This window comes from Pseudomonas sp. PvP089 (assembly GCF_017875165.1).
In the GTDB taxonomy this organism is placed as follows: Bacteria; Pseudomonadota; Gammaproteobacteria; order Pseudomonadales; family Pseudomonadaceae; genus Aquipseudomonas; species Aquipseudomonas fortuita.
The window spans coordinates 1,762,775-1,783,100 of the sequence record NZ_JAGGME010000001.1; the positions used below are offsets into that span (position 1 = coordinate 1,762,775).

At 55.6% G+C, this 20,326-nt stretch carries 24 protein-coding genes and 2 pseudogenes; 12 read left to right on the top strand and 14 right to left on the bottom strand.

Annotated elements, in window-relative coordinates; all coding sequences use genetic code 11:
• Window positions 1-142: 142 nt before the first annotated feature.
• Window positions 143-454, top strand: coding sequence for a hypothetical protein (locus J3A71_RS08165; RefSeq protein WP_054902876.1), 312 nt, complete (start codon window positions 143-145; stop codon window positions 452-454).
• A 126-nt stretch (window positions 455-580) separates the two neighbouring features.
• Here the strand turns inward: J3A71_RS08165 and J3A71_RS08170 are convergent, their stop codons facing one another.
• A complete protein-coding gene (locus J3A71_RS08170; protein ID WP_060513155.1) occupies window positions 581-964 on the bottom strand; it encodes an NUDIX hydrolase in 384 nt (127 codons plus the stop codon).
• A gap of 216 nt (window positions 965-1,180) precedes the next feature.
• Between J3A71_RS08170 and J3A71_RS08175 the strand changes: the two genes are divergently transcribed.
• Entirely contained in the window at window positions 1,181-1,570 is a 390-nt protein-coding gene (locus J3A71_RS08175; RefSeq protein ID WP_209952823.1) for an NUDIX domain-containing protein, read from the top strand.
• 10 nt (window positions 1,571-1,580) lie between these two features.
• On the opposite strand, the gene J3A71_RS08180 is transcribed toward J3A71_RS08175, so the two are convergent.
• A complete protein-coding gene (locus J3A71_RS08180; protein WP_054902852.1) occupies window positions 1,581-2,366 on the bottom strand; it encodes a CHAD domain-containing protein in 786 nt (261 codons plus the stop codon).
• Window positions 2,367-2,519: 153 nt separating this feature from the next.
• On the bottom strand, window positions 2,520-2,693 hold the full coding sequence (locus J3A71_RS08185) for a hypothetical protein (protein ID WP_156340949.1): 174 nt from the start codon (window positions 2,691-2,693) through the stop codon (window positions 2,520-2,522).
• A 242-nt stretch (window positions 2,694-2,935) separates the two neighbouring features.
• On the opposite strand from J3A71_RS08185, the gene J3A71_RS08190 reads away from it, so the two are divergent.
• Window positions 2,936-3,226, top strand: a complete 291-nt coding sequence (locus J3A71_RS08190) for a hypothetical protein (RefSeq protein WP_054902851.1) — start codon at window positions 2,936-2,938, stop codon at window positions 3,224-3,226.
• A 34-nt stretch (window positions 3,227-3,260) separates the two neighbouring features.
• Here J3A71_RS08190 and J3A71_RS08195 read toward each other — a convergent pair whose 3' ends face one another.
• Both J3A71_RS08195 and J3A71_RS31340 read right to left on the bottom strand, forming a co-directional pair.
• Entirely contained in the window at window positions 3,261-3,488 is a 228-nt protein-coding gene (locus tag J3A71_RS08195; protein WP_060513156.1) for a hypothetical protein, read from the bottom strand.
• A gap of 12 nt (window positions 3,489-3,500) precedes the next feature.
• A complete protein-coding gene (locus J3A71_RS31340) occupies window positions 3,501-3,791 on the bottom strand; it encodes a hypothetical protein (protein WP_054902849.1) in 291 nt (96 codons plus the stop codon).
• A 257-nt stretch (window positions 3,792-4,048) separates the two neighbouring features.
• Between J3A71_RS31340 and J3A71_RS08200 the strand changes: the two genes are divergently transcribed.
• Both J3A71_RS08200 and J3A71_RS08205 read left to right on the top strand, forming a co-directional pair.
• Window positions 4,049-4,483: an NUDIX domain-containing protein gene (locus tag J3A71_RS08200; RefSeq protein WP_054902848.1), complete on the top strand. Its 435-nt coding sequence runs from the start codon at window positions 4,049-4,051 to the stop codon at window positions 4,481-4,483.
• Window positions 4,484-4,541: 58 nt separating this feature from the next.
• Window positions 4,542-4,814 carry a PepSY domain-containing protein gene (locus tag J3A71_RS08205; RefSeq protein WP_054902847.1) on the top strand — a complete coding sequence of 91 codons (273 nt, stop codon included), beginning with the start codon at window positions 4,542-4,544 and terminating at the stop codon, window positions 4,812-4,814.
• 196 nt (window positions 4,815-5,010) lie between these two features.
• Here J3A71_RS08205 and J3A71_RS08210 read toward each other — a convergent pair whose 3' ends face one another.
• The 5 genes and pseudogenes from J3A71_RS08210 to J3A71_RS08230 all read right to left on the bottom strand — a co-directional run bounded on the left by J3A71_RS08210 (window position 5,011) and on the right by J3A71_RS08230 (window position 10,642).
• Window positions 5,011-6,147, bottom strand: a complete 1,137-nt coding sequence (locus tag J3A71_RS08210) for a HAMP domain-containing sensor histidine kinase (protein ID WP_054902846.1) — start codon at window positions 6,145-6,147, stop codon at window positions 5,011-5,013.
• 576 nt (window positions 6,148-6,723) lie between these two features.
• Window positions 6,724-7,062: a hypothetical protein gene (locus tag J3A71_RS08215; protein ID WP_054902844.1), complete on the bottom strand. Its 339-nt coding sequence runs from the start codon at window positions 7,060-7,062 to the stop codon at window positions 6,724-6,726.
• A gap of 677 nt (window positions 7,063-7,739) precedes the next feature.
• Entirely contained in the window at window positions 7,740-8,534 is a 795-nt protein-coding gene (locus J3A71_RS08220) for an OBAP family protein (protein WP_054902843.1), read from the bottom strand.
• Between the two features lie 246 nt (window positions 8,535-8,780).
• Window positions 8,781-9,473 (bottom strand): annotated as a pseudogene (locus tag J3A71_RS08225) (YetF domain-containing protein).
• Between the two features lie 644 nt (window positions 9,474-10,117).
• Entirely contained in the window at window positions 10,118-10,642 is a 525-nt protein-coding gene (locus J3A71_RS08230) for a toll/interleukin-1 receptor domain-containing protein (protein ID WP_054902842.1), read from the bottom strand.
• A 1,134-nt stretch (window positions 10,643-11,776) separates the two neighbouring features.
• Here J3A71_RS08230 and J3A71_RS08235 point away from each other — a divergent pair.
• From J3A71_RS08235 to J3A71_RS08250, 3 genes are all read left to right on the top strand, one after another.
• Window positions 11,777-12,673 carry a hypothetical protein gene (locus tag J3A71_RS08235; RefSeq protein ID WP_309474339.1) on the top strand — a complete coding sequence of 299 codons (897 nt, stop codon included), beginning with the start codon at window positions 11,777-11,779 and terminating at the stop codon, window positions 12,671-12,673.
• Window positions 12,674-12,842: 169 nt separating this feature from the next.
• Window positions 12,843-13,205 carry a histone-like nucleoid-structuring protein, MvaT/MvaU family gene (locus J3A71_RS08240; RefSeq protein WP_054902840.1) on the top strand — a complete coding sequence of 121 codons (363 nt, stop codon included), beginning with the start codon at window positions 12,843-12,845 and terminating at the stop codon, window positions 13,203-13,205.
• 254 nt (window positions 13,206-13,459) lie between these two features.
• Window positions 13,460-13,672, top strand: coding sequence for a hypothetical protein (locus tag J3A71_RS08250; protein WP_146024524.1), 213 nt, complete (start codon window positions 13,460-13,462; stop codon window positions 13,670-13,672).
• Window positions 13,673-14,227: 555 nt separating this feature from the next.
• Here J3A71_RS08250 and J3A71_RS08255 read toward each other — a convergent pair.
• Together J3A71_RS08255 and J3A71_RS08260 are read right to left on the bottom strand one after the other, a co-directional pair.
• Window positions 14,228-14,809 (bottom strand): hypothetical protein, encoded by a 582-nt coding sequence (locus tag J3A71_RS08255; RefSeq protein ID WP_054902838.1) that lies wholly within the window; start codon window positions 14,807-14,809, stop codon window positions 14,228-14,230.
• Between the two features lie 476 nt (window positions 14,810-15,285).
• Window positions 15,286-15,738 carry a helix-turn-helix domain-containing protein gene (locus tag J3A71_RS08260; protein WP_054902837.1) on the bottom strand — a complete coding sequence of 151 codons (453 nt, stop codon included), beginning with the start codon at window positions 15,736-15,738 and terminating at the stop codon, window positions 15,286-15,288.
• A gap of 322 nt (window positions 15,739-16,060) precedes the next feature.
• Between J3A71_RS08260 and J3A71_RS08265 the strand changes: the two genes are divergently transcribed.
• The 3 genes from J3A71_RS08265 to J3A71_RS08275 all read left to right on the top strand — a co-directional run bounded on the left by J3A71_RS08265 (window position 16,061) and on the right by J3A71_RS08275 (window position 17,396).
• Window positions 16,061-16,498, top strand: coding sequence for a hypothetical protein (locus J3A71_RS08265; RefSeq protein WP_054902836.1), 438 nt, complete (start codon window positions 16,061-16,063; stop codon window positions 16,496-16,498).
• A 141-nt stretch (window positions 16,499-16,639) separates the two neighbouring features.
• Window positions 16,640-16,981 carry a hypothetical protein gene (locus J3A71_RS08270; RefSeq protein ID WP_054902835.1) on the top strand — a complete coding sequence of 114 codons (342 nt, stop codon included), beginning with the start codon at window positions 16,640-16,642 and terminating at the stop codon, window positions 16,979-16,981.
• A gap of 223 nt (window positions 16,982-17,204) precedes the next feature.
• On the top strand, window positions 17,205-17,396 hold the full coding sequence (locus J3A71_RS08275) for an MbcA/ParS/Xre antitoxin family protein (protein ID WP_054902834.1): 192 nt from the start codon (window positions 17,205-17,207) through the stop codon (window positions 17,394-17,396).
• Between the two features lie 235 nt (window positions 17,397-17,631).
• Here the strand turns inward: J3A71_RS08275 and J3A71_RS08280 are convergent.
• Window positions 17,632-18,399, bottom strand: a pseudogene (locus J3A71_RS08280) (mechanosensitive ion channel family protein); the annotation flags it as partial.
• A 103-nt stretch (window positions 18,400-18,502) separates the two neighbouring features.
• Between J3A71_RS08280 and J3A71_RS08285 the strand changes: the two are divergent.
• Complete coding sequence (locus J3A71_RS08285; protein ID WP_023047768.1) at window positions 18,503-19,864, top strand: DEAD/DEAH box helicase; 1,362 nt, start codon at window positions 18,503-18,505, stop codon at window positions 19,862-19,864.
• A 121-nt stretch (window positions 19,865-19,985) separates the two neighbouring features.
• Here J3A71_RS08285 and J3A71_RS08290 read toward each other — a convergent pair whose 3' ends face one another.
• Window positions 19,986-20,258 carry a hypothetical protein gene (locus J3A71_RS08290; protein ID WP_096426618.1) on the bottom strand — a complete coding sequence of 91 codons (273 nt, stop codon included), beginning with the start codon at window positions 20,256-20,258 and terminating at the stop codon, window positions 19,986-19,988.
• Between the last annotated feature and the right edge of the window lie 68 nt (window positions 20,259-20,326).

The window sequence follows — 20,326 nt, forward strand, 5'->3', positions numbered from 1 at the left end:
ATCGATATCAGAGCGATCTAAATGGAGCTGCTGGGACGAATCGGTGGCCATCCATCATAATCGGCTGTTCGAAAGGGCTAGCTGTGAGAATCCCAAGCTCGGGGGCTTCAACCGTTCCGCTTTAAAGCTAAAGGGGGCTGGCATGCGAATACGTGGTGATGTCTTCTGGAAATGGGCTGACCCCGCGCTTGCCCACCGCAGTTATGATGAAACGCTGGACGACGGAACCGCTATAGAAGTCCAGACGAGGTTGTCACGAACCGGAGCCACCCAGGTTTTTATCGGGGTTTATGCCGCGAGTGGAATGCCCCTTCACGAAGAGGCATTTGCTGCCATGCCGGGCGAATCGATGAATCGTGCGCTGGCTTGGGGGATAGGACGGGCCAAAAGCATTGCCAATGAGCCAAATAGGAAAGGCATTAAGCGACCGCCATTCAGTACGATGGGGGAGTAGGCAAGCCCAGCCAAAACCAGAAAATTTCTCCTCGTACCGATACTTTTCTTGGGACGGGCAAGTTTTCTGATCGATACTCATCAGTGCTGCTGCCTATTGAACATCAAGCTCCTTGGCTGATTCAGGCTATTCGTTAGCGGTGATTATTCCTTCTCGTCTTAGCAGATCTACGTTGGTTGGCTTGACTGAGGTTTTGGTGATTTCCTGGATCGAGAACCAGCGACACTCCACTATCTCGTGCGAAGGTCGAGGCATCATGCTGGCCGGAACGGCCATTCGGTACAGCCAGTGCTCTTCCGCTTGGAGCACGTGATGCCCCAAAAACTGAGCGTCAGTCAGTTCTAGGCACGTTTCTTCCCGTAGTTCACGACGTGCCGCTTCAAGCTGCGTTTCGCCAGGATCGATTTTCCCGCCAGGGAGTGACCACTGAGGTGCCTCCTTGCGTACAAGCAATACCTTCCCTGCCTGCAGGCAGATGACGGTGGAATGAAGTTCTCTCGATGGGCTCATCACTTGTCCTCCCTTTGACGGAAGGCTCTCATGATCTGGTGAAGTTCACTTGATGCGTCGAAAGGCGTTCGACTTACCTGAGCAGGGCATTACACGCTTCGGCGCCGATAACTTGAACGTTGCCCTCGTTACACCGGTCATCTAACCGACACACGGAAGATTTATTCTCGGCAAGGAACCTGCCGGATCTAGGCCAGCCAACGTTAAGGGCAGCGCATGAAGGCAATGGACACTGCAACAGCGAAACGCAAAGGCATCCAGCTGCGCGCCACCATCATCTATCGCAAGGATGGTGAAGTCTTGTTCGTTCGCAAGCGCAACGCCAAGTGGAACCTACCTGGTGGCCGAGTCGAGCGAGACGAGACGCCGCATGAGGCGGCTATGCGGGAGATGGCCGAAGAAACTGGTCTCGCATTCGACGAGCTCCGTTACCTCACGATGTACCGGGAAGACAAGGTGATCCATTACCTGTTCGAAGCCCGCAAGTCAGACGATAAACCACGCCCTCGAAACGAGATCGAAGCTTGTCGTTGGATCAAGGCTAGGGATGTACCGAAGCGTCGAGTAAGGCGCCCGATCAAAACCATCCTGAAACGCTGCGCCTGATCAGGCCACGTTAACCGTTTGTTTCAAATCCCGAGCGCTTGCGCGCTTCGGCGTCCGCTTCATTCTTCTGCGTCTGGGCCTTCTTCGAGATGGCCGGAAGCAGCTGCTTCAGCTTTTTCAGTTCGGCCTCAGCCTGCGCCAGTTCTTTCTCCGACGACTCTGCCCAGAGACTTTCGAGAGGTTGAAGATCAGGCTCTTCGTGGACACGCAGGCACCATTGGTGGTGGTCGTGCCATGAGCCCAAGGCACCCTGAACTTTCTTCAGCGATTTCGCAGCTTCAGGGGAGAGCGGCGACAACTCTTCAAATGCTTCGGTGAGATAGCGAGCCCGCTTGACCAGGATCCGCAACTCATGGCGGTCGTGATGCTTGTCATCTACCGCGATATGTACCTTGTCCAGCAGCTTGGTCAGTGACTTCATCACCGCCCCACGCAGCGCTTTATCGTCATGCCCAGCAGAAGAGGATCTGAAAGTTGCCGGCCAGAGATCGAGGGCGGTGAACAGTTCGTTGAGCTCCTGACTCTTCGCGATAGCTTTGTACTGATCAGGCAATCGACTTCTTCGGGCCTGGGCGGCTTCGGTCAGTCCACGTGTATCCAGCTCTCCCGCCATGACCTCAAGATCTCTGGTGGGAGTAGTAAGTCGACCTACCTCGGCGGCAGCTGCTTTCAAGCGCTCCACGCCTTCGAGCTTGCGGACGGGGATCAGTAAGCTTCGGATACGTCTGACGGCGATCCGCATGTCATGTAACGCCTCGTCATCGGTCGAAGCCAGAAGGCGTTCTCTGGCATTCATAAGCGTCACTTCGAGCTCTACAAACTCGCAACGTACAGGTCAACAAACGCCATCTCGTCCTCCCCCTTGATGAAGTACGGGTGCTGAACCACTCACCGTATCGCTTACACATCAGATGTGATGGGCGAGTATAGATTTTGGTTCGGTGGCTGCTCAGGCTGAAGCTTCTGCAGATGTTACGAAGGCATGTTGAGCGGCCTGCAGCCGCTCTTGCAGACGAGCAACATAGGCCTCAGCTTCAACTGCATTCGCGAACGAAACTGGATGGCCGTCAATGATTACTTTGCAGCCTGATCCGTGTTCGTCGACCTGGATATCGATCTTCATGCCCGCCATCTCCTTGGTGTTGTTTTGGCGGCGCGGAGGGTAACGTAAATAGATCAGCAGGAAAATCGCCAGGGCCGCTCTAGCATGCAGGTTTCATCGATTATCATCAGTTCGGCAAAACGCTGTAACAACTCCAACCGTCTGATTATGAATGGATTTGCCGGCCATTTGGATGCATGAGAGCCGCTGTGGGCTATGGTGGGATGACCATCTGTCTAATACTAAAGTCGTAGGAGAGCGGCATGCGCATACGCGGTGACATTTTTTGGAAATGGTCAGACCCGACGCTTCATCACCGAACTCACGATGAGACGCTGGACGACGGCACGACGATGGATATCCAAGTGCGGTTGTCGCGAACGGGCAGCACTCAAATGTTCATAGGCGTGTATGCCGGCAGTGGTATGGCACTGCATGAAGAAGCCTTCGACACGCGTCCAGGAGAGTCGATGACGCGTGCCTTGGCCTGGGGGGTTGGCCGTGCGAGGTGCCTCGCCACCGAGCGAAACCAGCCTTCGCAACGGCTTGCTTAAACAATGTGCTGGTAGCCGAGGGTCGCAATTTTTCTCAGTGATCCACTTCTTGATGAATCCAGGCGGTATAAGCCGCTTTGAGAGATTGAGGCAGGTGTGGTGAGTCGGGTTTCAATGCGCCCGGCTTTTTCACCCACTCGGTCAGCCAGGCGATGACCAGAGTGCGAGTGACAGGGCTAGGCCCAACCTGGCGCTCTAGCTCCGCAGCTATCTGATCCAAGAACGCGATCTCAGCGTCCAATTGGGCTAGCTGATCAGCCATTGTCTCGTCCTCCTACCCCATGTGCTGCTTTCGTTCCAGGGCGGATAGAGCCAGCGCACGACCCCTGCCCGCGCCCCACGCCATGGCCCGAGTTACCGATTCACCAGGCCGTTTTGCATAGGCTTCTTCAATCCTGGCCAAGCCCGAGCGCTCGTAGATCCCGATGAACAACTGCGTGTCGCCAGTACGGGAGAGCCGAACCTGAACATCGAGCTTGGCTCCATCATCTAGCTCTTCCTCGTGGGAATGGTGCTGTAGAGCTGGATCTGCCCAAGCCCAAAATACTGCTCCTCGATGTCGCATCCTTGCCTCCTGATTACCTCTCCTTCAAGCGAGCTTAGTCCGTTTCGTCTAGATCGGTGGTTTCAATCATTTCAGGACATTCCAGTGCATGTCTTTGACTCACTCATGATCATGTGACCGGTGGGAATTCAGAGACTTCATGCTTCTTCGCATGGAAAACCGTCAATTCGGAACTCTGCATTCAGCCATGGATCATCAGATCATGGATGATCATTTTCGCGTTAAGGATGTCGCCCATTCTCTAGGTGCGATCCCTTATGAGCGTCACTACGCATCGCCCAGTCAGAGCTAAGGCCACGATCATCTGCTTACGAAATGACAAGGTTCTGCTTGTCCGCAGGAAGGGGGCTAAATGGAAGTTTCCAAGCGGCGTGCTCGCGACCGGCGAAGCGCCAATCGTTGCCGCTGCCCGTGAGCTTTGGAAGGCGCTGGCGCTTCATTGCTCAGGCTTGAACGCTGTGGGCACCGTCGAGGTAGGCAATGTTCTCCACCATATTTTTACGACTGACGTACCCGACGGTTGCTGCGTCGCGCTTGGCAGAGGCATCGTTCATTGTAAGTGGATTTGTTGGGAGGAGCTGAGTTCAACCATGCTGAAACCCACAGCCGCTGCTTTGCTTTCACGAGACCTGCAGGAGCTCGTTCACCATGATGGGTGCCCGGAATCAGTCTCGTCTTTCAACACAAACTGAACGTCAAGATCAGCGTTCGGGTCGGATCGTTAACTGTCATGAAAAAAGGAAGTTAGTGATGAAAGCGATGACACGAGTGTTCACTGGCCTGGCGTTGGTTGGTGCTATGGGGGCTACTTCTGCATGGGCTGATACGCCCGGTGCTGACTGGAAGGTGAACAAGGATCAGGCTGAGGCCACCTTGAAAGGCGCAGGCTACACCCAGATTACCAAGATCGAAGCTGACGATGGTCACTGGGAAGGCGAGGGTATCAAGGCTGATGGCAAGCAATACGAGTTCCAGGTTGATCCGCACGACGGCAAGATTATCAAAGACGAGCTGGATAACTGATCAGGGCGGGTGTTGCTCTCTGAGCGGCCCGTGCCTAAGGCGCGGGCTTTTTTTCGTTAGTCATCCCAAACGGATTTCGGCGTTTCTGGGCCAGTCTCCTGGCAACGGAAGCAAGCGGCGGCTATCGACCCAGCTAACCTTGAGGTTTCTCCCCAAGGTCAAAGAGCAAGCTTTTCGCTCGTTCTAATAACAGGGATTATGTCGATGGCTGTCTCGGAAAGCTCACTCGAAAAGTCGTGCCTTGCTCAGGGCTAGATACGACTTGAATGCTGCCGGCATGGCTGGCCGTGATTTCCTTGGCTATGAACAACCCTAGCCCTAGACCTTGGCTCTGCTCACCGTCAGCACGACTTGCGCGTGTTAAGCGTGCTTCAGGATCAAATAGGTAGGTGATCTGGTCGGCAGAGATTGGTTTTCCCCAGTTGTGTACCTCAATTACGGCCATGTTCTCAACGCAGCTAGCACCTACTCGAATCGGCCGCTCAACATCCCCGTGTCGTATGGCATTTACCATCAGATTGGATATCACCTGGCTCATGCGTAGCGGATCGACGCTCGCCGGCAGTGCATCGGTACGTTCGAAAACAACGTTAATCTGTGGATGGGCGAAGCAGACCTCTTGTACAACCCTGGCACACAACGAAGTCAGATCGATATCCTGACGTTGCACCGTGATGCCCAGGCCCAGGTTGCATCTGGCGAGATCCAGTAGATCGTTTACCAACTGATTGGCACGTTCGGCACTCGTATCGATCTGCACCGCCAAGCTCTGTTCACGGTCTCCCCACTGCTTGGCTCTGGTAAGCAGCGCCGCTCCCATTTTAATGGCCGTTAGTGGTGATCGAAGATCGTGACCCAGTACCCCCAGCACCATTTTGCGTGTGGTATCGACAGCCTTGCCATAGGATGCGATGGACTCTACAAGAGCCTGATCGATAGCTTCGTTGAAACGGATTATTTCGGGTACACGATCCGCTTGATCGAGTGATGCTTCCTGTGAAAGCCAAAGCCTGAGCACGCTGGATCTGAGGGCTCTGTACTCGGATACCATCTGATCGAGGGTAAATCCATCCAGAAGGCGAAGTACGGCATGAGTCTCAGCAGCGCTTTCGCCCTCAATAGCTGGGCCTAAACCCTGCGATTTATCGATCTCCTGCTGCAAGCTCTGTGGTGTATCCATATCGCGAGCCACGGCTTGGAGGATGAAGGCGGCATGATTTCTTAAGCCCTTGTCACTAAGCGCTTCGCGAGGTAATTCAACGGTACGAGCGAAATCCTCCCAAGCCTGCAGGATGCTGCCCATGTGCTGAGTGATGAATGTCGACAACCGCATGCAGCCTGCCCTCCGTCCTAATCGCGTATCTTTTCCGTTGAGTCTGTAGAAGCGTAGCTCCCTGGCATCTGGTTGGTGACTTCCAGCGCAACGCGACTGATTTGATACTAAAGCAAGCGTCCGCTACGGGGCGACTGCTGTCACTCGCCAAAGGAATTGAGCACGCTGATAATCTCGGCAGTTCAGCTCTGGGTTGCCCAGAGGCATCCTCGTCGAACTGCTTTGTCCAACAGGCGATACGCTTTTGCTGACAAAGGCTGCGCATGAGGGGGCGGATTTACCGGGAGGGTTTCCGCTACAGCAAAGCGGAGGTGCTGTTGCTCGACCTCAGCCAGCGTAATGAGATTAGTGGTGACCTGTTCGGGCTGCTCAGCTAGTGGCGAGTGAGAAGCTGATGGGGGGGCAATCCATGGACGATGGGAACGATGCGTCTGGCGAGCGCCCCGGTCGACCTGTCATGGGGATGATGAGCCAAAGCTTCACGACACGAGTTAATGAGCTCTGTACTGTTTACTGCAAATAGAGCGGGGCCATGAGCAAGGCCAGGGCTTCCAGCTCCCCTGGCCCTAAACAACCTTACCGGTTGTCTTCAGTCATGCCGCTGTCTTCGTCCTGCACCGCTTGCGAAGCTTCGTCAATTTCGCTTTGGCCATTGTCCGATTTGGGCCCCGTGGTATGACCTCCCATGCCGCCTCTATGAGCTGTACCAACTGCGCCCTGGTGATCGCTTTGGTACCCACCGCCTAAATCCTGACCATCTTGATGCAAATCTCGTTGAAGGTCGGATTCGCTCTCCGACAACTGTCCACCTCTTTGATCAGGCTCAGATGGTCGGTGTGGATCATTCTCGAAGCCATCAGGATTGTTTTGAGTGGTGCCACCTTGCTGACCGGTTTTTTCTTGATCGTTTGCCATGATCTCGCACCTCGTGTGGTCACACAGAGAGCCTGTGTGTTCTGGTGAGATGCTTGGCGAATTAGGGACGCTCCCTTTACTTTCGTATTAGCTGACCGGGTGCGCGAAAGATCGTGAAGCGCAACGAATCGTGTAATAAAGGTTGCTGCATAGCTTGTGCAGTTGTCCGCGCTCGGTATGCCACTACCCGGCGTCCAAGAGAGGCAGGCGCTGCCTGATGTCGGCAATCAGCCGTCTACCTTCTGCCTCCATCAGATCGCCATAATTGGCAATGGCGGCACACCCTCGGCACGTGAGGATAGCCTTCTTGTTCAACCTCTGTGGTACTACAAGGTCTTGCCCACCGCATTTGAGACATCTCAAGGTGACGCTCACAGTTTTCCTCTCCATGGACGTTGATCAGAATCCTTCCCTCGCCGTGCTGATCACTAAACACGGTGCGGTACATGGAGTGTCGCGGTGTGCTGATCGTTCACTTTGAGACAAGGACTAGGCCGGGCATTTGAGTGTCGGCAACTAGCAAGCGGAGCGCGCAGCCCATGGAGGGGCGGAGGCGTGAGGATGGAAGCCCGGTAGGGCCGTGACCCTGGCAGCGCCAGGGTGCGGTACACGACAGCCGCTCCCCCGAAAGGGGGGACACGCCCGAGGCCCCATCCACACAAAGCTGATGCAGGCGGCTATTGGCTGGATCGGCTATTTGTAGTGGATGGTGTAGCTGTTGAAGGGCGATGTAAATGGGCACCGGTTGGATCGGTGATTTGAATGACGTTACCGTGCTGCCAGCCATTCGCCTGGGGATCAGCATCAGGAATACGAATGTCAGCCCGCTCAGCTTTGGTTTTTGCAGCATCCACACCCAGGCGCCGATTGCGCTGTTCGACCATCGCCGGGCTAGCCTGGCCATCAGCGGTAAAGCCCATCATCAATTGCGGCACACCTACAGGCAGCGATTTATCCTGATCGGTGTGCCAGGTGTGCCATGTCTTCCCATAAGTATGCGCCAGTCGCTCCATCAAGGCATGTTCAGCAGGAGCAGGGATGCCTGGGGCGATCAGCTGCCCAGACGCGACCTCGTAGCCATGACTGTGCCACATCGCCTTCTCCTTGATTGGTAATCCGGCAAACAGCTTCTCGTCGATGATGTACTCGACGCCCATGATCTTCGCACACTTGGTATTGCCGTCGAATATCACACACTGAATGACATCCTCGTTGAGGATGGAGCAGTAGTGATGCGCTTCCATTTGCACGTCCTGATGGCCGTTGTAGAAGTGAAATCCATCCAGGTAGGCGTTGATGGCCTCAATGGGCGGCTTGGACTGCAGCGTCGCGGCGCCGGTTTCCAGCAACTGGGTTTTTGCCGACTCTGGCCGGCCTGGTGCCTCCACAGGAGACTTCGTTTCGGGAGCGGCGCATGCCCACAGCAGAGTGCAGGCAAGGGGAAGAGTTATCGATTGGAATAGCTGTCGCATGAGGAAGCCTCTGGCTGATGTCCTTAGAGGACAGCTTTGGCCGATGAAGCGGACAGCCCAACGGACGAATGGCCCGAGTCGATGAGGAATGGCGGGCAAAAGAAAGCCCGCTGCTAGGCGGGCAAGGGAGCTTCTATCACACGTAGGGATAGCTAACGCTCCCACATAGCATGTGAAAAGGGCGTGAATAAATCCGTCAGTGAAGACGGTGCCTGTCCAACCCCCGCGCTATTAAGTGGATTAGGTCTAGCGGTTGCGCACGGTATCCAATGCAGGTGACCAGACGTTATGTCCGCAGCGTTCACACACGACTGAGTCTTGAGGTTCATGGAAGGTTGGGAAGCCGCAGCTGACGCAACAGTGAAGGCCCGCGTTCGGCGGTGCCAGGTACTCCGGACGATGTTCGACTGGGAGCACCGACAGCCCTGGCCGGGTGTCATCTTGCCCATAGAAATACAGACTGAGATCGCCATCGGTTTCCAATAGGCCGAGTCGAACTTGGCCGAGATGCTCCACGCCTTGTTGGCGCAGCTCCATGAAGAGCTCGTTGGACGAGATGTTCAAATTCCGCAGCTAATGGATCTCGTACATTCCGTCCTTTACGACCGTGATGGGCAGTCCATCGATCCAGGCCTCGCATGTTTTGCTGCGCCTCATCATGTAGACGGTTCCGCGATAGAGCAGCAAGAGCGTAAGGAAAACCAATGCGACCGGGAGGAGGGGTACATCTTCATAAAAAGTCACATCGCCTGCGGCTGAGCCCAAGGTGAGGATCACCACGAGCTCGAATCGGGACAGCTGCCTGATTCCGCGTCGACCACTGAATTTCAAAAAGAAGAACACGGCTAGAAACGCCGCTGAAACACGAAGGGCGACCTCCAAGAGGAAGGTCAGCGGGAACTCGCCAATGAGCATCCTTTGTAGATCAAATGAAACCATTCGCTGTACCCCGCCAGTTGCAATCTCCCGTTACAGACTGACCCGCAATTATCGATCTTGGTTCATGCGGCGGTGTCGGCGAGATCAGTAGACCTTTTGCCATACGTTGATTGGTGCAAGGCTTTGGATTCCATAGTAGCTGGGTGACGTGCGGTTAGATGGACGCGCGCTTCGGGACTGCGCCCATATCTATGTGGCAGCAGATCTTCGCCCTTGGACGAAGCTCCCAATTATTGGGGGGTGAGTTGCAGTTTGGGCAACTGAGCTGGGATTCACTGAAAGTAGCTATTTCATAAGTGCTCAACATGTCCGTAGACTCGCCGAGCTCAGATTGCGACGATGATGTCTTCGCGACCACACTTTTCTGAGCCGCCAATCATCAATACCTGGTTTTGTCCGAGGTCATTGTCACTATCTGCATCTGAGCAGTCTGCAAGTGGCTTGGCACAAGAATGGCTGGTGTTTCGGTACTCCAATGGCGAAGTTGAATCCGTAGGCATCCATTGGCATTGCTGTCGACACCTTGAATCTGGCGGCCCCCCTGGGGAGGAGAAGGCGATTAGCCTGCCGGGATGTCCCAAGGGCAGGCAACAGCGGATGGGCATGCCCGATTATCTCCAGGCATGCTGTGTGGACGCTTGATGTTAGGATGCTTGGGCATCATTAGACTTTAGCAAATCGGCGATCTCAGCAGCGATCTCATCAATGGTGTGCACCGCGGTGCTGCGCGCCACCTTGTCCGCGATCGAAGAACTGAAATCCATCACCTGCTGCTTGGTGATGTTGTGCCAAATCGGCAGCAATATCTGTTCGCCAGAAACCGAGCGGGTAACGATCCCGTCCAATTCGTAATTCGTCCATCCCTTCTTGATAAACGCTGGGGACAGAACCACAAGTCCAACGCGGCTATTAACCAAGCCTTTATCAATTTTTTGACGCAAGCTGTCCCCGATACGAAGTGTCATTTCGTCAAACCATACCTTGAGCCCAACTGCAATCAACGCATTGGCCAATGGCCTGACAAACTCGTCCTTGTCCTCAGATGCATGAGATATGAACACGTCATAGGTTTGCCCGTTCGACTGCGCCGGAGTTGGAACCTCGCTGCGGACTAGGCTTGGTACCTCAGATAGCGGACGACGATAGATTTCCGGAACTCCACTGGGCAAAGCACGTGACGTGCGCCCCCCACCCCCACCAGATGAAGAGGATGATGACGGAGAAGAGTATGAGGTGGAGGAATATGAGCGTGCTCCATAGCCCCCATAGCGATTTCTACACGCAGGACAATTTGCTGCCGCGCTTGCGGAGCGGTGACCCTTACTAGGTGCGGTGCATGTCGCCATATCGATTCTGACTCCCCAAACGCAATGTGCGCCTTGTACGTGCCCTGCCTCAGTCATGGCATTAGCGGGACAATCCCATAGGTTCAGCGCTAGAAAATCATGCCAGTTTGAAGCGCCTAAACTGAAGGATTACTGATATCAACGTGCCATGCAACCCTTTTGGGGTATAGCGAAACGTGGATCGCTGGCAAGCAGCGGAAACTATGGAAGGAACTTTCGAGTGCGCTTGTGTGGCTGAATTGAACTCGGTTTCGTAGATACCTCGAACGGCTGCAAAGAATCGATTGCGGTCGGTCACCACTGGCTGTTTTCGACCCAGGGGTGCCAGTGCAGTTGCCAGTAATTATGTGGGAGTGGGCTTGTCCCGCGAAGCGGCCGGCCCATGCATTGGAGGTAGCTGGCACGGGCTACGCCCGTGTTCGCTGGGCAAGCCCGCTCCCACAAAAATCAACTCTGAGTTCACCGCCAGCAACGCGTCGTAGGCTAGCGGTCATCATTTACCTCTTTCTATCCAAAGCTCCCAAACGGGAGCGATGGTCACGCTCAATTCCCAAAGCCTGTGGCCGTGGACGAAGACCGTGAGATACCCGCGTTGTGAGCTTCACTGGTACCCATCTCCCTGAGTAATAGATGATCAGGCCACATGCTGGATCAGGGCCCGATGTGTTGTATCTCGAAGTAGCACTCCACCTCGTCTTTGGCCTACCTCTTTCGGCTGAATAACCTGCAGTTCCGTGGAGAAATCATTGTCGCTAGGGGCGAGACGGGATCAAATGATGCAGCCAGTTCAAGCTGTGATAGCGGCTATGTTAATGTGCCATCACGAAGCCAGTAAGGAATATTGTGATGGGTTGGAAAGGGACAGTTCGATCTCTGCAAGCGTCTGCAAGGCGAGCAGAACGTAATGCGCATCGCCGCCAACGTGAGCTGGAGAAGCGGCAGAAAGAGTTCGCGAGAATGGAGGCCCTCGAACAGGCGGCCTACGAAGTCGAGGTGTATGAGAACCACATTGATATCCTGCTCTCGATGCATAAGGAATGCGCTGAGCCGGTCAAATGGAAGAAGATTCTGTCCAAGCCTGAGCCTAAGCCGCCCGTGAAAAGCGGGGCCCTTGAACAGGCCGCTATGCAGGCCTCGGCGACTTATCGTCCAAACTTCTGGGCCAAGCTGTTTAAGTTGGAAAGCCGTCAGCGTGCGGCCCTCATCGCGAAAATCGCCACTGCCGCAACTGAAGATGAACGGCTGTTCCAGGCGCAGTTTGAAGAATGGAAGACTCAGCATTCTGATTGGTCGGAGGAGCGGGACATTGCCCTGCGGATTCTTGATGGCGATCGCCAGGCAAAGCTCGACGCTATCGAGGCGTTCGAGTCGTTCGAGGAAATTTCGCACCTTGGCTCATCCATACAGATGATCGTTCATGAGGGAGGCGTGCTGGAAGCAAAGCTGGCTATTCACGGCTCGCACGTCATTCCCACCGAGATCAAATCGCTGCTCAAAAGCGGAAAACTGTCGACCAAGGCGATGCCTGCAGGCCGCTTCAACGAACTCCACCAGGATTACGTGTGCAGTTGCGCACTGCGGGTAGGCCGCGAGCTGCTGGCCATCTTGCCGGACGACCTCGTCATCGTTACGGCGATGGATAACGTGCTGAACAGCTCTACCGGGCACATGGAGGATCAGCCGATCCTCAGCGTTGCATTCTCCCGTGCCACTGTCGAAGGTCTTAACCTCGAAGCCATCGACCCTTCAGATGCGATGAAAAACTTTGTTCACAATATGAGCTTTAAAAAGGGTGCTGGCTTCTCGGCGGTAACGTCCTTAGACGCGCAGCGCTTTGCTCAGGTAGGTGTGTGAAGCAGCACAGGCCTAATTAGTGAGATGGATATAGTTTCCTTATATTGCTGCTGAGCCTGCAAGTGCTGTTGTGGTGAACTAACTCCACGTTGCAGCATCAAATTCATTAGGCCCAGCTCCACATTTGGGTTAACCTGTAAGCACTTTTTTAAATACCTGAGGACTACATATGTCTCGTTTGGCAGAATTCCGAAAGCTTGAGCAGACCCTGGCCGCGCAGCTCGCTGAGCTCGAGGCGATGAAGGGCAGCACCGAGCTGAAGAAAGAAATCGAATTTGAAGAAAAGCTTCGTGATTTGCTGAACAAGTACGGCTTCAGCCTGCGTGACATCATCAACCTGCTGGATCCTCAAGCGGGTCGTCGTAGCGCCCCGGCTGTGGCAGAGAAATCGCCGCGTCGTGCACGCCAAGTTAAGCAGTACAAGAACCCGCATAACGGGGAGATAATCGAGACAAAAGGCGGCAATCACAAGCTGCTGAAAGAGTGGAAGGCGCAGTACGGGGCCGAAGAAGTAGAAGCTTGGGTTTCCTGATTTATTGTTGCTGCACTCAAAACGGCCAATCTGGCCGTTTTTTTGTGTCAGGGAAATTGGTGAGGTAGCAGATCAGCCTTTCTTCCATATGTCGTTTACCGTCGACCATGGAATGCCAAGCTCATCTGAGATTTCTCGCTTGGATTTGCCAGCCGCTTTGGCTTTGAGCACCGCTTCAATCTTCGCTTGCCGTGCTGGCTGACCAGGCTTGTGGATTACAAGATGCCCACCTCAGGCTGACGACGAGGCTTTTGTTGGACGTGGCCAAGGCTGACCATGGGGCCGATGAAATCGCTGAACAGCTCACTCAGTGGTGGTCAGCAAAAGACGCGGCGCGTATTGCTCATGAGATCAAAGCTCACTTGATGCGTATCAACAGCGCCTCGCATGTCCCCAAAACGTCTGACGATCCGGACTTCATCCCCAGAATGATTGAGGCGGGAGAGCGGCGGATGACTGGGCCCTGATTGTGCGACAGGGGGAAGCTGACGCGGGATAGGTGGAGTACAAATGTATTCTTTCCTGTTTTCATGCCAGTGAATGGCTTAATGAGCGCCTGAATTTCTTCTGCTTTCAGCAATCCCAATGGTAGCGTCGCTCAAGTGCCCGTCTGAACGAGGCCGAGTCAACCCAGGAGATTACAAGCCTGCAAGTCGTACCGTTCGCGTCCTCTCGGATACTGATGTCTCCTAGGGAAGTCCCGCTATGATGCTGAAAATACATTGTGATCAAGTCCTGTGCACACTGGCGAACACACTCTAGGCGACGGGATTGACAGAAAAATGATGGATTGATGACGTCACTGAGAGGTACCAGCGGCAGTAAGCATGGCGGATCGTGCTGTCCGCAGTCCTAGTAGGAGTTGTCTGATCGCGGGTGGTCAGAAGCTAGGAATGAAGTGGCCCTGTTTACCAGGTACGAGATGAGAAGCCACAGCAGGGTTACGATGCTGTCCGGATGGATAAGATATGTGAGCTGCGAAAGGATGGAGGCGGGCGACCGACTGATCGCCCGCCGGAGGGTTAAATCAGGCCGCTCTTCTTCTGCGCGCGACGGATTCTGCGTTTGATTTTCTGAAGGGGAGGATCGGTGACGACCAGGTGCTCCTTCAGGAACAGTGAGGGGAAATTGGCTTTTGCTAGCGCCACTGGGACGGCTGCAAACGACCCCCAGTTCCACCGCCAGGCTGACAGCTCAGCGCCGGTCTCGATCACATAGAGCGGCTCTTCATAAAACGCGCGGAAGTCCATGATCGCCAATTGCTCGTAACCGGGCTTGGGCATACGAACCTCCCTCCCGTTTCTATCCCATCCAATGAAGTAAGAGTCATAGCCGATCGACTTGCCGTCAAAATGACTGAACCGCACATGCGCGATACCCTCTTCGGGAACACGCAAGGCGCAGATTTTCTTCATGAGCGTAGTGTAAAAGTCACCGAGGCGGTCGGATGGCGCCGTCTTCAGGCAGCCCTTGAAGTGCTCATAATCTTGGTAGCCCAGGCGCTGAGCCAGGTAACGAAGGTACTGGGTGTGTTTGAGCTTTGGGGCATCCGCAACCTTGGTGGTTTTAAAGGTTTCCAGGATGGTTTCGGCATTGAAACGCATGACATTGACTCCGGTGTCATGGCCGAAAAAGCACTCGTTAGACGAGATCTTTGCAGATCAGACGCGCTTTGCTGAGCTTGCTGCTAGCCGGGCTGGCCACGGGGAGTAATGTGGTAAGCAGGCACAACACCGTGCTTTCCCAACACAGCGGGGCGGTATACGGCAACCTGGGCACTTGGCCCTCGTCAGCAGGATAGCAAGGCTTCGAATTTGGGTGCAAGCGCTCTATCATCGTTCCTTGCTGCTTTAATACTTTGTGCTAGGGATGCGAAGTTTGGCTAGGTTGAGGGTGTGCTGATCACAGTGGCACGGGCCTGATCTTTGGCATCTGCTGCTGCAGAGGAGCTCGCCAGCAGGCTGGGCGTGGCTCTTTTGGGCATCAATACTTTAAGGGTCGCAGGCCCACTCCTCAGAGTGCATCCATACGGCTACTACGCTTGGCTGGCCGCGCTTGAAGCGGACAGGTCGAGAGAGGGTTAGCATTTTCTCCAGTAACGGCTCAGAGTGGATCTAGGTAAGTCCAGCAACGCCATGGCCTCTGATTGAGTCTTGCCCTCAGCCTTCAGCGCCTGCACCTTCAACAAAACTGCCTCAGCGCTCCTGGTGCGAGGATGTGCTTGCTTGACTGGCTCGGTGGGGAGTGGCGCATCGATCAGCTCCATGCGCTCCAACTGGTCGAGCGCCTGCTCCAGAATCTGCCTCGCGGTTTTCTGCTCATCAGCTGCGTGCACGAGCGCCAGGAAAGCGATCGGATGCAAGTTCAGCGCTTTCGCGAGCTCTTGGCTGGTTTCCAGAGTGGCATTGGATTTCAAGCCTTCCAGTCGACTGATGTGTGACTGAGTCACACCTCCAGCGACATCGTATTGCGAAAGCTGCTGCTGCTCTCGCAAAAGCTGGAGCACGGCCGCAAAGGCATCTCGAAGACTCATTTCATCCGCCCTGATAAAAGCGGAGGGTATGCCGCGTTTGCGTGCGCTCACTCAAATGTATATATTCATCGCTGTGGGAATCAGGTGGCTCTGTCAGCTTCGGCTGTAATTGGGGGTAGCCCTCTGACCGCAGGCCCTGGCCCGGAGGGGGCTCTTCAATATATCTCTAAATCGTAAATGAGTAGCGTCACCGTGTGGCAAGCCTCGGCCCGCACTCTGTGTGGCCCGTTAGCTATCCATCAACGATGAAAATTGATCTTTTCTTGTCCGAATCATCATGTCGAGGCGGTTTAGCTGTGCGTTGGAGTAAGCGAGGAAGGCGGTGGAATCAGTTCTAATTGCAGACATCCTGTACGGGGAGGCACGGAATCTTAATGGGTCGAGCCTCAGCGATGGCGACCTCATTAGCATCGTTCAAAAGGACTTTTCCGACCGTGCAGTTTGTGTGGTGAGGCAGTGGTTGTTGCTGGATGTTTTGCTGGCCGAGGGCATGCGCGCTGAGATCGAAGGGGAGGGGCGTCAGCCCACCATTCTCTACGCCCACAACGTGGTCTTTGATAACCGAGAATGCATTCCCGCGGGGGACGGTCTTGTGACCGATTACGAGCGAGAATTCTACGGCTGCCTGTTTGAAACCGGGGATGTCTTGGTGGTGCTTGCCGGCCGTGGTGGACGCAAATATGTGAGTCAGCCTGCGGTGGCCGCGCTGAAAAATCCCGACATTCGAAGTGCCGCAGGATTGCTGGTGCACGATCTTTAACGCCTGCAGGTGCCGCTTTCCTCCCTGGTCGTGCAATGGGGCCGCAAGCTCCAATATTCGTTTCTCTGCGCTGAGAAGCAGTGCTCAGTCGGGTGACCGGTTTTGACGTCGGGGCAGTAACTATTAAAGGAAATTTTCAGGGTGAGTAAGCTTAGAGTTCCGCCGTTTACCAATAAGCCGGCTTGGAGTGACTGCGCCGCGATACCGAGCGGTGTCGCAAAAGCCATGGACACGCAGTTCGACGTGACCGTAACGGCCTATCTTTCCTCTGTGCAGTACGGGGAGGGGGAGGCGTACATGATCGGCGTGATTTTTGGCGACGACCGTAAGCGGTTTACTGATGGCTCGACAATTTGCACATCAATAATTATGAAGACTGAAGAGCGGCGGGGCTACTTGATAGTCCACACCATGAACAGTTGTTATGTGATATGCGACTGGGCGGCAAGTAATGGGAAGGAAAATCTAGGCTTCGTTCATTGATGTTCCTGCCTGAGCTGGAGTTTGAAAGGAGTGAACTTCAGGATGTGGGTTTGCGCTGTCTCATTTTCTCAGAATTTACCAGTGAGGCGGTGCTGGTTTTCAGAAGGTGTTCAAGTGAGCGGGAAATGCAGGAATTTACTTAGGTCTGGCATCGTATGTCACGCCTAGCTAGCTCGGGTTGAGCGATTTTGGACGACCAACACCAAGGGCTGGGAGGGCATCTATGGATCGGATTGAGCGCCTCTGGCTGCGGGCTGAGCAGGTGTTTGGTGACAGAGCCAAAGCTGCCGTTTGGTTGTCGCAGCCTCGGGCCGCATTTGAAGGTTGCTCTGCGCTGGAGCTTGCACGTGAGGAGGCTGGCAATCGTCTGGTCGTCCAGACCCTGGAGCGGATTGCTCACGGCTACTGCTGCTGACAAGCATGACGTAACTACGCGTCATCGCGAAATCAACTGCGAGAATAGCAACGGATATTGAGCGCGGATCTTGCCCACAGGGGGAAGCGGAATGGGGCTCAAGGCGCGGGCTGGGCGGGAAAGGGGTTACGCAGGAGGGTGGCAGATAGTATATGAATTGGTAGTATGTGTACTATCTATGAGGCCAGGGTTTACGGGGTCTGTGGCGTAGGTAGTATATTATCCGCGGTTATAGACCACGGTTGCGGAACGACTCGCTCATCAGGCGCCAGGTGGGGATGGAGACAATCGTCTTGTCGAAGTTCTGCACCTTCACCGTGTGCAGGGTAATGTCCACCACGTCGCCATCGGCACCCACCTGCGGCATTTCGATCCAGTCACCCACGTGCAGCATGTCGTTGCTGGTGAGTTGCACGCTGGCGACGAACGACAGCAGGGTGTCCTTGTACACCAACAGCAGCACCGCCGACATGGCACCCAGGCCCGACAGCAGCAGCAACGGCGAGCGGTCGATCAAGGTGGCGACGATGACGATGGAGGCGAAGATCCACAGCATCATCTTGGCCAGTTGCACATAGCCCTTGATCGAGCGGGTGCGGGCGTGTTCGGTGCGGGCGTAGATGTCGAGCAGGGCATCCAGCAGGCACGACAGCGCCATGGTCATGAACAGCAGGGTAAAGGCCAGGGCCACGTTGCCCAGGAAGTGCTGGGCAGTGTCGGACAGCTCCGGCACCAGCTTCAGGCCGAACTGGATCACCAGCGACGGCGTGGTTTGCGCCAGGCGGTGGAACACTTTGTTGTGGCGCAGGTCATCCAGCCATTTCAGCGCGGGCTGGCGGGCCAGCAGGCGGGCGCCATGCAGCATCAGGAAGCGCGCCAGGCGGCCGAGGATGAGGGAAATCAGCAGCAGCACCGCCAGGCCAATGGCGGCGTGCAGCATCGGGTGTTGGTCGAGGGTGCCCCACAGGTCGAGGGAGTCACGCCAGATTCGTTGTATATCCATGGGCTTGCATACAGTCTTGTTGCGAAACGAAGGGCCATTAGAGCGCGGATGGCGACAAAGTTGCCAAAAGAAATTCGGCTAAGGCGGCAGAAAACGTTACCCTATGCAACTGAATTTCCCGCACTTGCCTGAGGTTACCTCCGTGTTCTCCCAATTCGCCCTGCATGAACGCCTGCTTAAAGCCGTGGCCGAGCTTAAATTTGTCGAGCCAACCCCGGTGCAGGCCGCGGCCATCCCCCTGGCCCTGCAAGGGCGCGACCTGCGCGTGACCGCGCAGACCGGCAGTGGCAAAACGGCGGCCTTCGTGCTGCCGCTGCTCAACCGCCTGGTTGACCTGAAAGGCGGGCGCGTCGAGATCCGTGCGCTGATCCTGCTGCCGACCCGCGAGCTGGCCCAGCAAACCTTGAAGCAGGTTGAGCTGTTCTCGCAGTTCACCTATATCAAGGCGGGCCTGGTTACCGGCGGCGAGGACTTCAAGGAACAGGCCGCCATGCTGCGCAAGGTGCCGGACGTGCTGATCGGCACCCCGGGTCGCCTGCTTGAGCAGCTCAACGCCGGCAACCTTGACCTGTCCCACGTGCAGGTGCTTATCCTCGACGAAGCCGACCGCATGCTGGACATGGGCTTTGCCGAAGACATGGAGCGACTGTGCAAGGAGTGCGAAAACCGCGAACAGACCCTGCTGTTCTCCGCCACCACCGGTGGCGCGGCCCTGCGCGACATCATCGGCAAGGTGCTGAAAGACCCTGAGCACCTGATGCTCAACAGCGTCTCGCAGCTGGCCGAGGGCACCCGCCAGCAGATCATCACCGCCGACCACGACCAGCACAAAGAGCACATCGTGCAGTGGCTGCTGGCCAACGAAACCTTCGACAAGGCGATCATCTTCACCAACACCCGCGCCATGGCCGACCGTATCTACGGTCACCTGGTGGCCAAGGACGTGAAGGCTTTCGTGCTGCACGGCGAAAAGGACCAGAAAGACCGCAAGCTGGCCATCGAGCGCTTCAAGCAGGGCAGCTCCAAGGTGCTGGTGGCTACCGACGTGGCGGCTCGCGGCCTGGACATCGACGGCTTGGACCTGGTGATCAACTTCGACATGCCTCGTAGCGGTGACGAGTACGTGCACCGCGTGGGCCGTACCGGCCGTGCCGGTGGCGAAGGCCTGGCGATCTCGTTGATTACCCACAACGACTGGAACCTGATGTCGAGCATCGAACGCTACCTCAAGCAGCAGTTCGAGCGCCGTGTCATCAAGGAAGTGAAAGGCACCTACAGCGGGCCGAAGAAGGTCAAGGCCTCGGGCAAGGCTGTTGGCGCCAAGAAGAAGAAAGTTGATAAGAAAACCGGCGATAAGAAAGCGGCCGCCAAGCGCAAACCAACCGCCAAACCGCGGGCCAACGCACCGCTGGCCAGCGCTGACGGCCTGGCGCCGCTGAAAAAGCGCAAGCCTGCTGCTGAATAAGTAGCGATCAAGGCCCTATTGCCGGCAAGCCAGCTCCCACAGGGAAACCACAGACGCTGAATTCAGCGGACCTGTGGGAGCTGGCTTGCCGGCGTTGGAGCTATCGAAGGCAACCCGTCAATCAATCGGCCTTCTTCTCCGCCGTTTTCAGTTCCTTGATCCGCTGGTCTATCAGCTGACACTTGTCGGGCAAGTCCTTGCTCGCCGTTCCTAGATCCATCCCTTGAAGCTCGTCGTTGATCTCCTTCGCCTTCTGCGGGTTCTGCTCGGTCAACTGGGTAACCAACCCGGCCAGCTCTTCACGTTTCTGCGTGGCTTCTTCCGGTGTGCAGGCCCAGGCGGGCAGGGCGCAGGACAGGACAATGACGCAGGTAATCGGCAGCAGCGGTTTCATCCTTTTTACCTCTAGCGGTGGCTATGCGCGGTGGAACGATGCGGCGGCAAGCAAGTTCAACCTTGGCG

Bases quoted from the DNA above. Each gene is read 5' to 3' on its own strand.
- J3A71_RS08165 (WP_054902876.1), top strand. From the start codon at position 143: ATGCGAATACGTGGTGATGTCTTCTGGAAATGGGCTGACCCCGCGCTT.
- J3A71_RS08170 (WP_060513155.1), bottom strand. From the start codon at position 964: ATGAGCCCATCGAGAGAACTTCATTCCACCGTCATCTGCCTGCAGGCA.
- J3A71_RS08175 (WP_209952823.1), top strand. From the start codon at position 1,181: ATGAAGGCAATGGACACTGCAACAGCGAAACGCAAAGGCATCCAGCTG.
- J3A71_RS08180 (WP_054902852.1), bottom strand. From the start codon at position 2,366: ATGAATGCCAGAGAACGCCTTCTGGCTTCGACCGATGACGAGGCGTTA.
- J3A71_RS08185 (WP_156340949.1), bottom strand. From the start codon at position 2,693: ATGAAGATCGATATCCAGGTCGACGAACACGGATCAGGCTGCAAAGTA.
- J3A71_RS08190 (WP_054902851.1), top strand. From the start codon at position 2,936: ATGCGCATACGCGGTGACATTTTTTGGAAATGGTCAGACCCGACGCTT.
- J3A71_RS08195 (WP_060513156.1), bottom strand. From the start codon at position 3,488: ATGGCTGATCAGCTAGCCCAATTGGACGCTGAGATCGCGTTCTTGGAT.
- J3A71_RS31340 (WP_054902849.1), bottom strand. From the start codon at position 3,791: ATGCGACATCGAGGAGCAGTATTTTGGGCTTGGGCAGATCCAGCTCTA.
- J3A71_RS08200 (WP_054902848.1), top strand. From the start codon at position 4,049: ATGAGCGTCACTACGCATCGCCCAGTCAGAGCTAAGGCCACGATCATC.
- J3A71_RS08205 (WP_054902847.1), top strand. From the start codon at position 4,542: ATGAAAGCGATGACACGAGTGTTCACTGGCCTGGCGTTGGTTGGTGCT.
- J3A71_RS08210 (WP_054902846.1), bottom strand. From the start codon at position 6,147: ATGCGGTTGTCGACATTCATCACTCAGCACATGGGCAGCATCCTGCAG.
- J3A71_RS08215 (WP_054902844.1), bottom strand. From the start codon at position 7,062: ATGGCAAACGATCAAGAAAAAACCGGTCAGCAAGGTGGCACCACTCAA.
- J3A71_RS08220 (WP_054902843.1), bottom strand. From the start codon at position 8,534: ATGCGACAGCTATTCCAATCGATAACTCTTCCCCTTGCCTGCACTCTG.
- J3A71_RS08235 (WP_309474339.1), top strand. From the start codon at position 11,777: ATGGAGGCCCTCGAACAGGCGGCCTACGAAGTCGAGGTGTATGAGAAC.
- J3A71_RS08240 (WP_054902840.1), top strand. From the start codon at position 12,843: ATGTCTCGTTTGGCAGAATTCCGAAAGCTTGAGCAGACCCTGGCCGCG.
- J3A71_RS08255 (WP_054902838.1), bottom strand. From the start codon at position 14,809: ATGCGTTTCAATGCCGAAACCATCCTGGAAACCTTTAAAACCACCAAG.
- J3A71_RS08260 (WP_054902837.1), bottom strand. From the start codon at position 15,738: ATGAGTCTTCGAGATGCCTTTGCGGCCGTGCTCCAGCTTTTGCGAGAG.
- J3A71_RS08275 (WP_054902834.1), top strand. From the start codon at position 17,205: ATGGATCGGATTGAGCGCCTCTGGCTGCGGGCTGAGCAGGTGTTTGGT.
- J3A71_RS08285 (WP_023047768.1), top strand. From the start codon at position 18,503: ATGCAACTGAATTTCCCGCACTTGCCTGAGGTTACCTCCGTGTTCTCC.
- J3A71_RS08290 (WP_096426618.1), bottom strand. From the start codon at position 20,258: ATGAAACCGCTGCTGCCGATTACCTGCGTCATTGTCCTGTCCTGCGCC.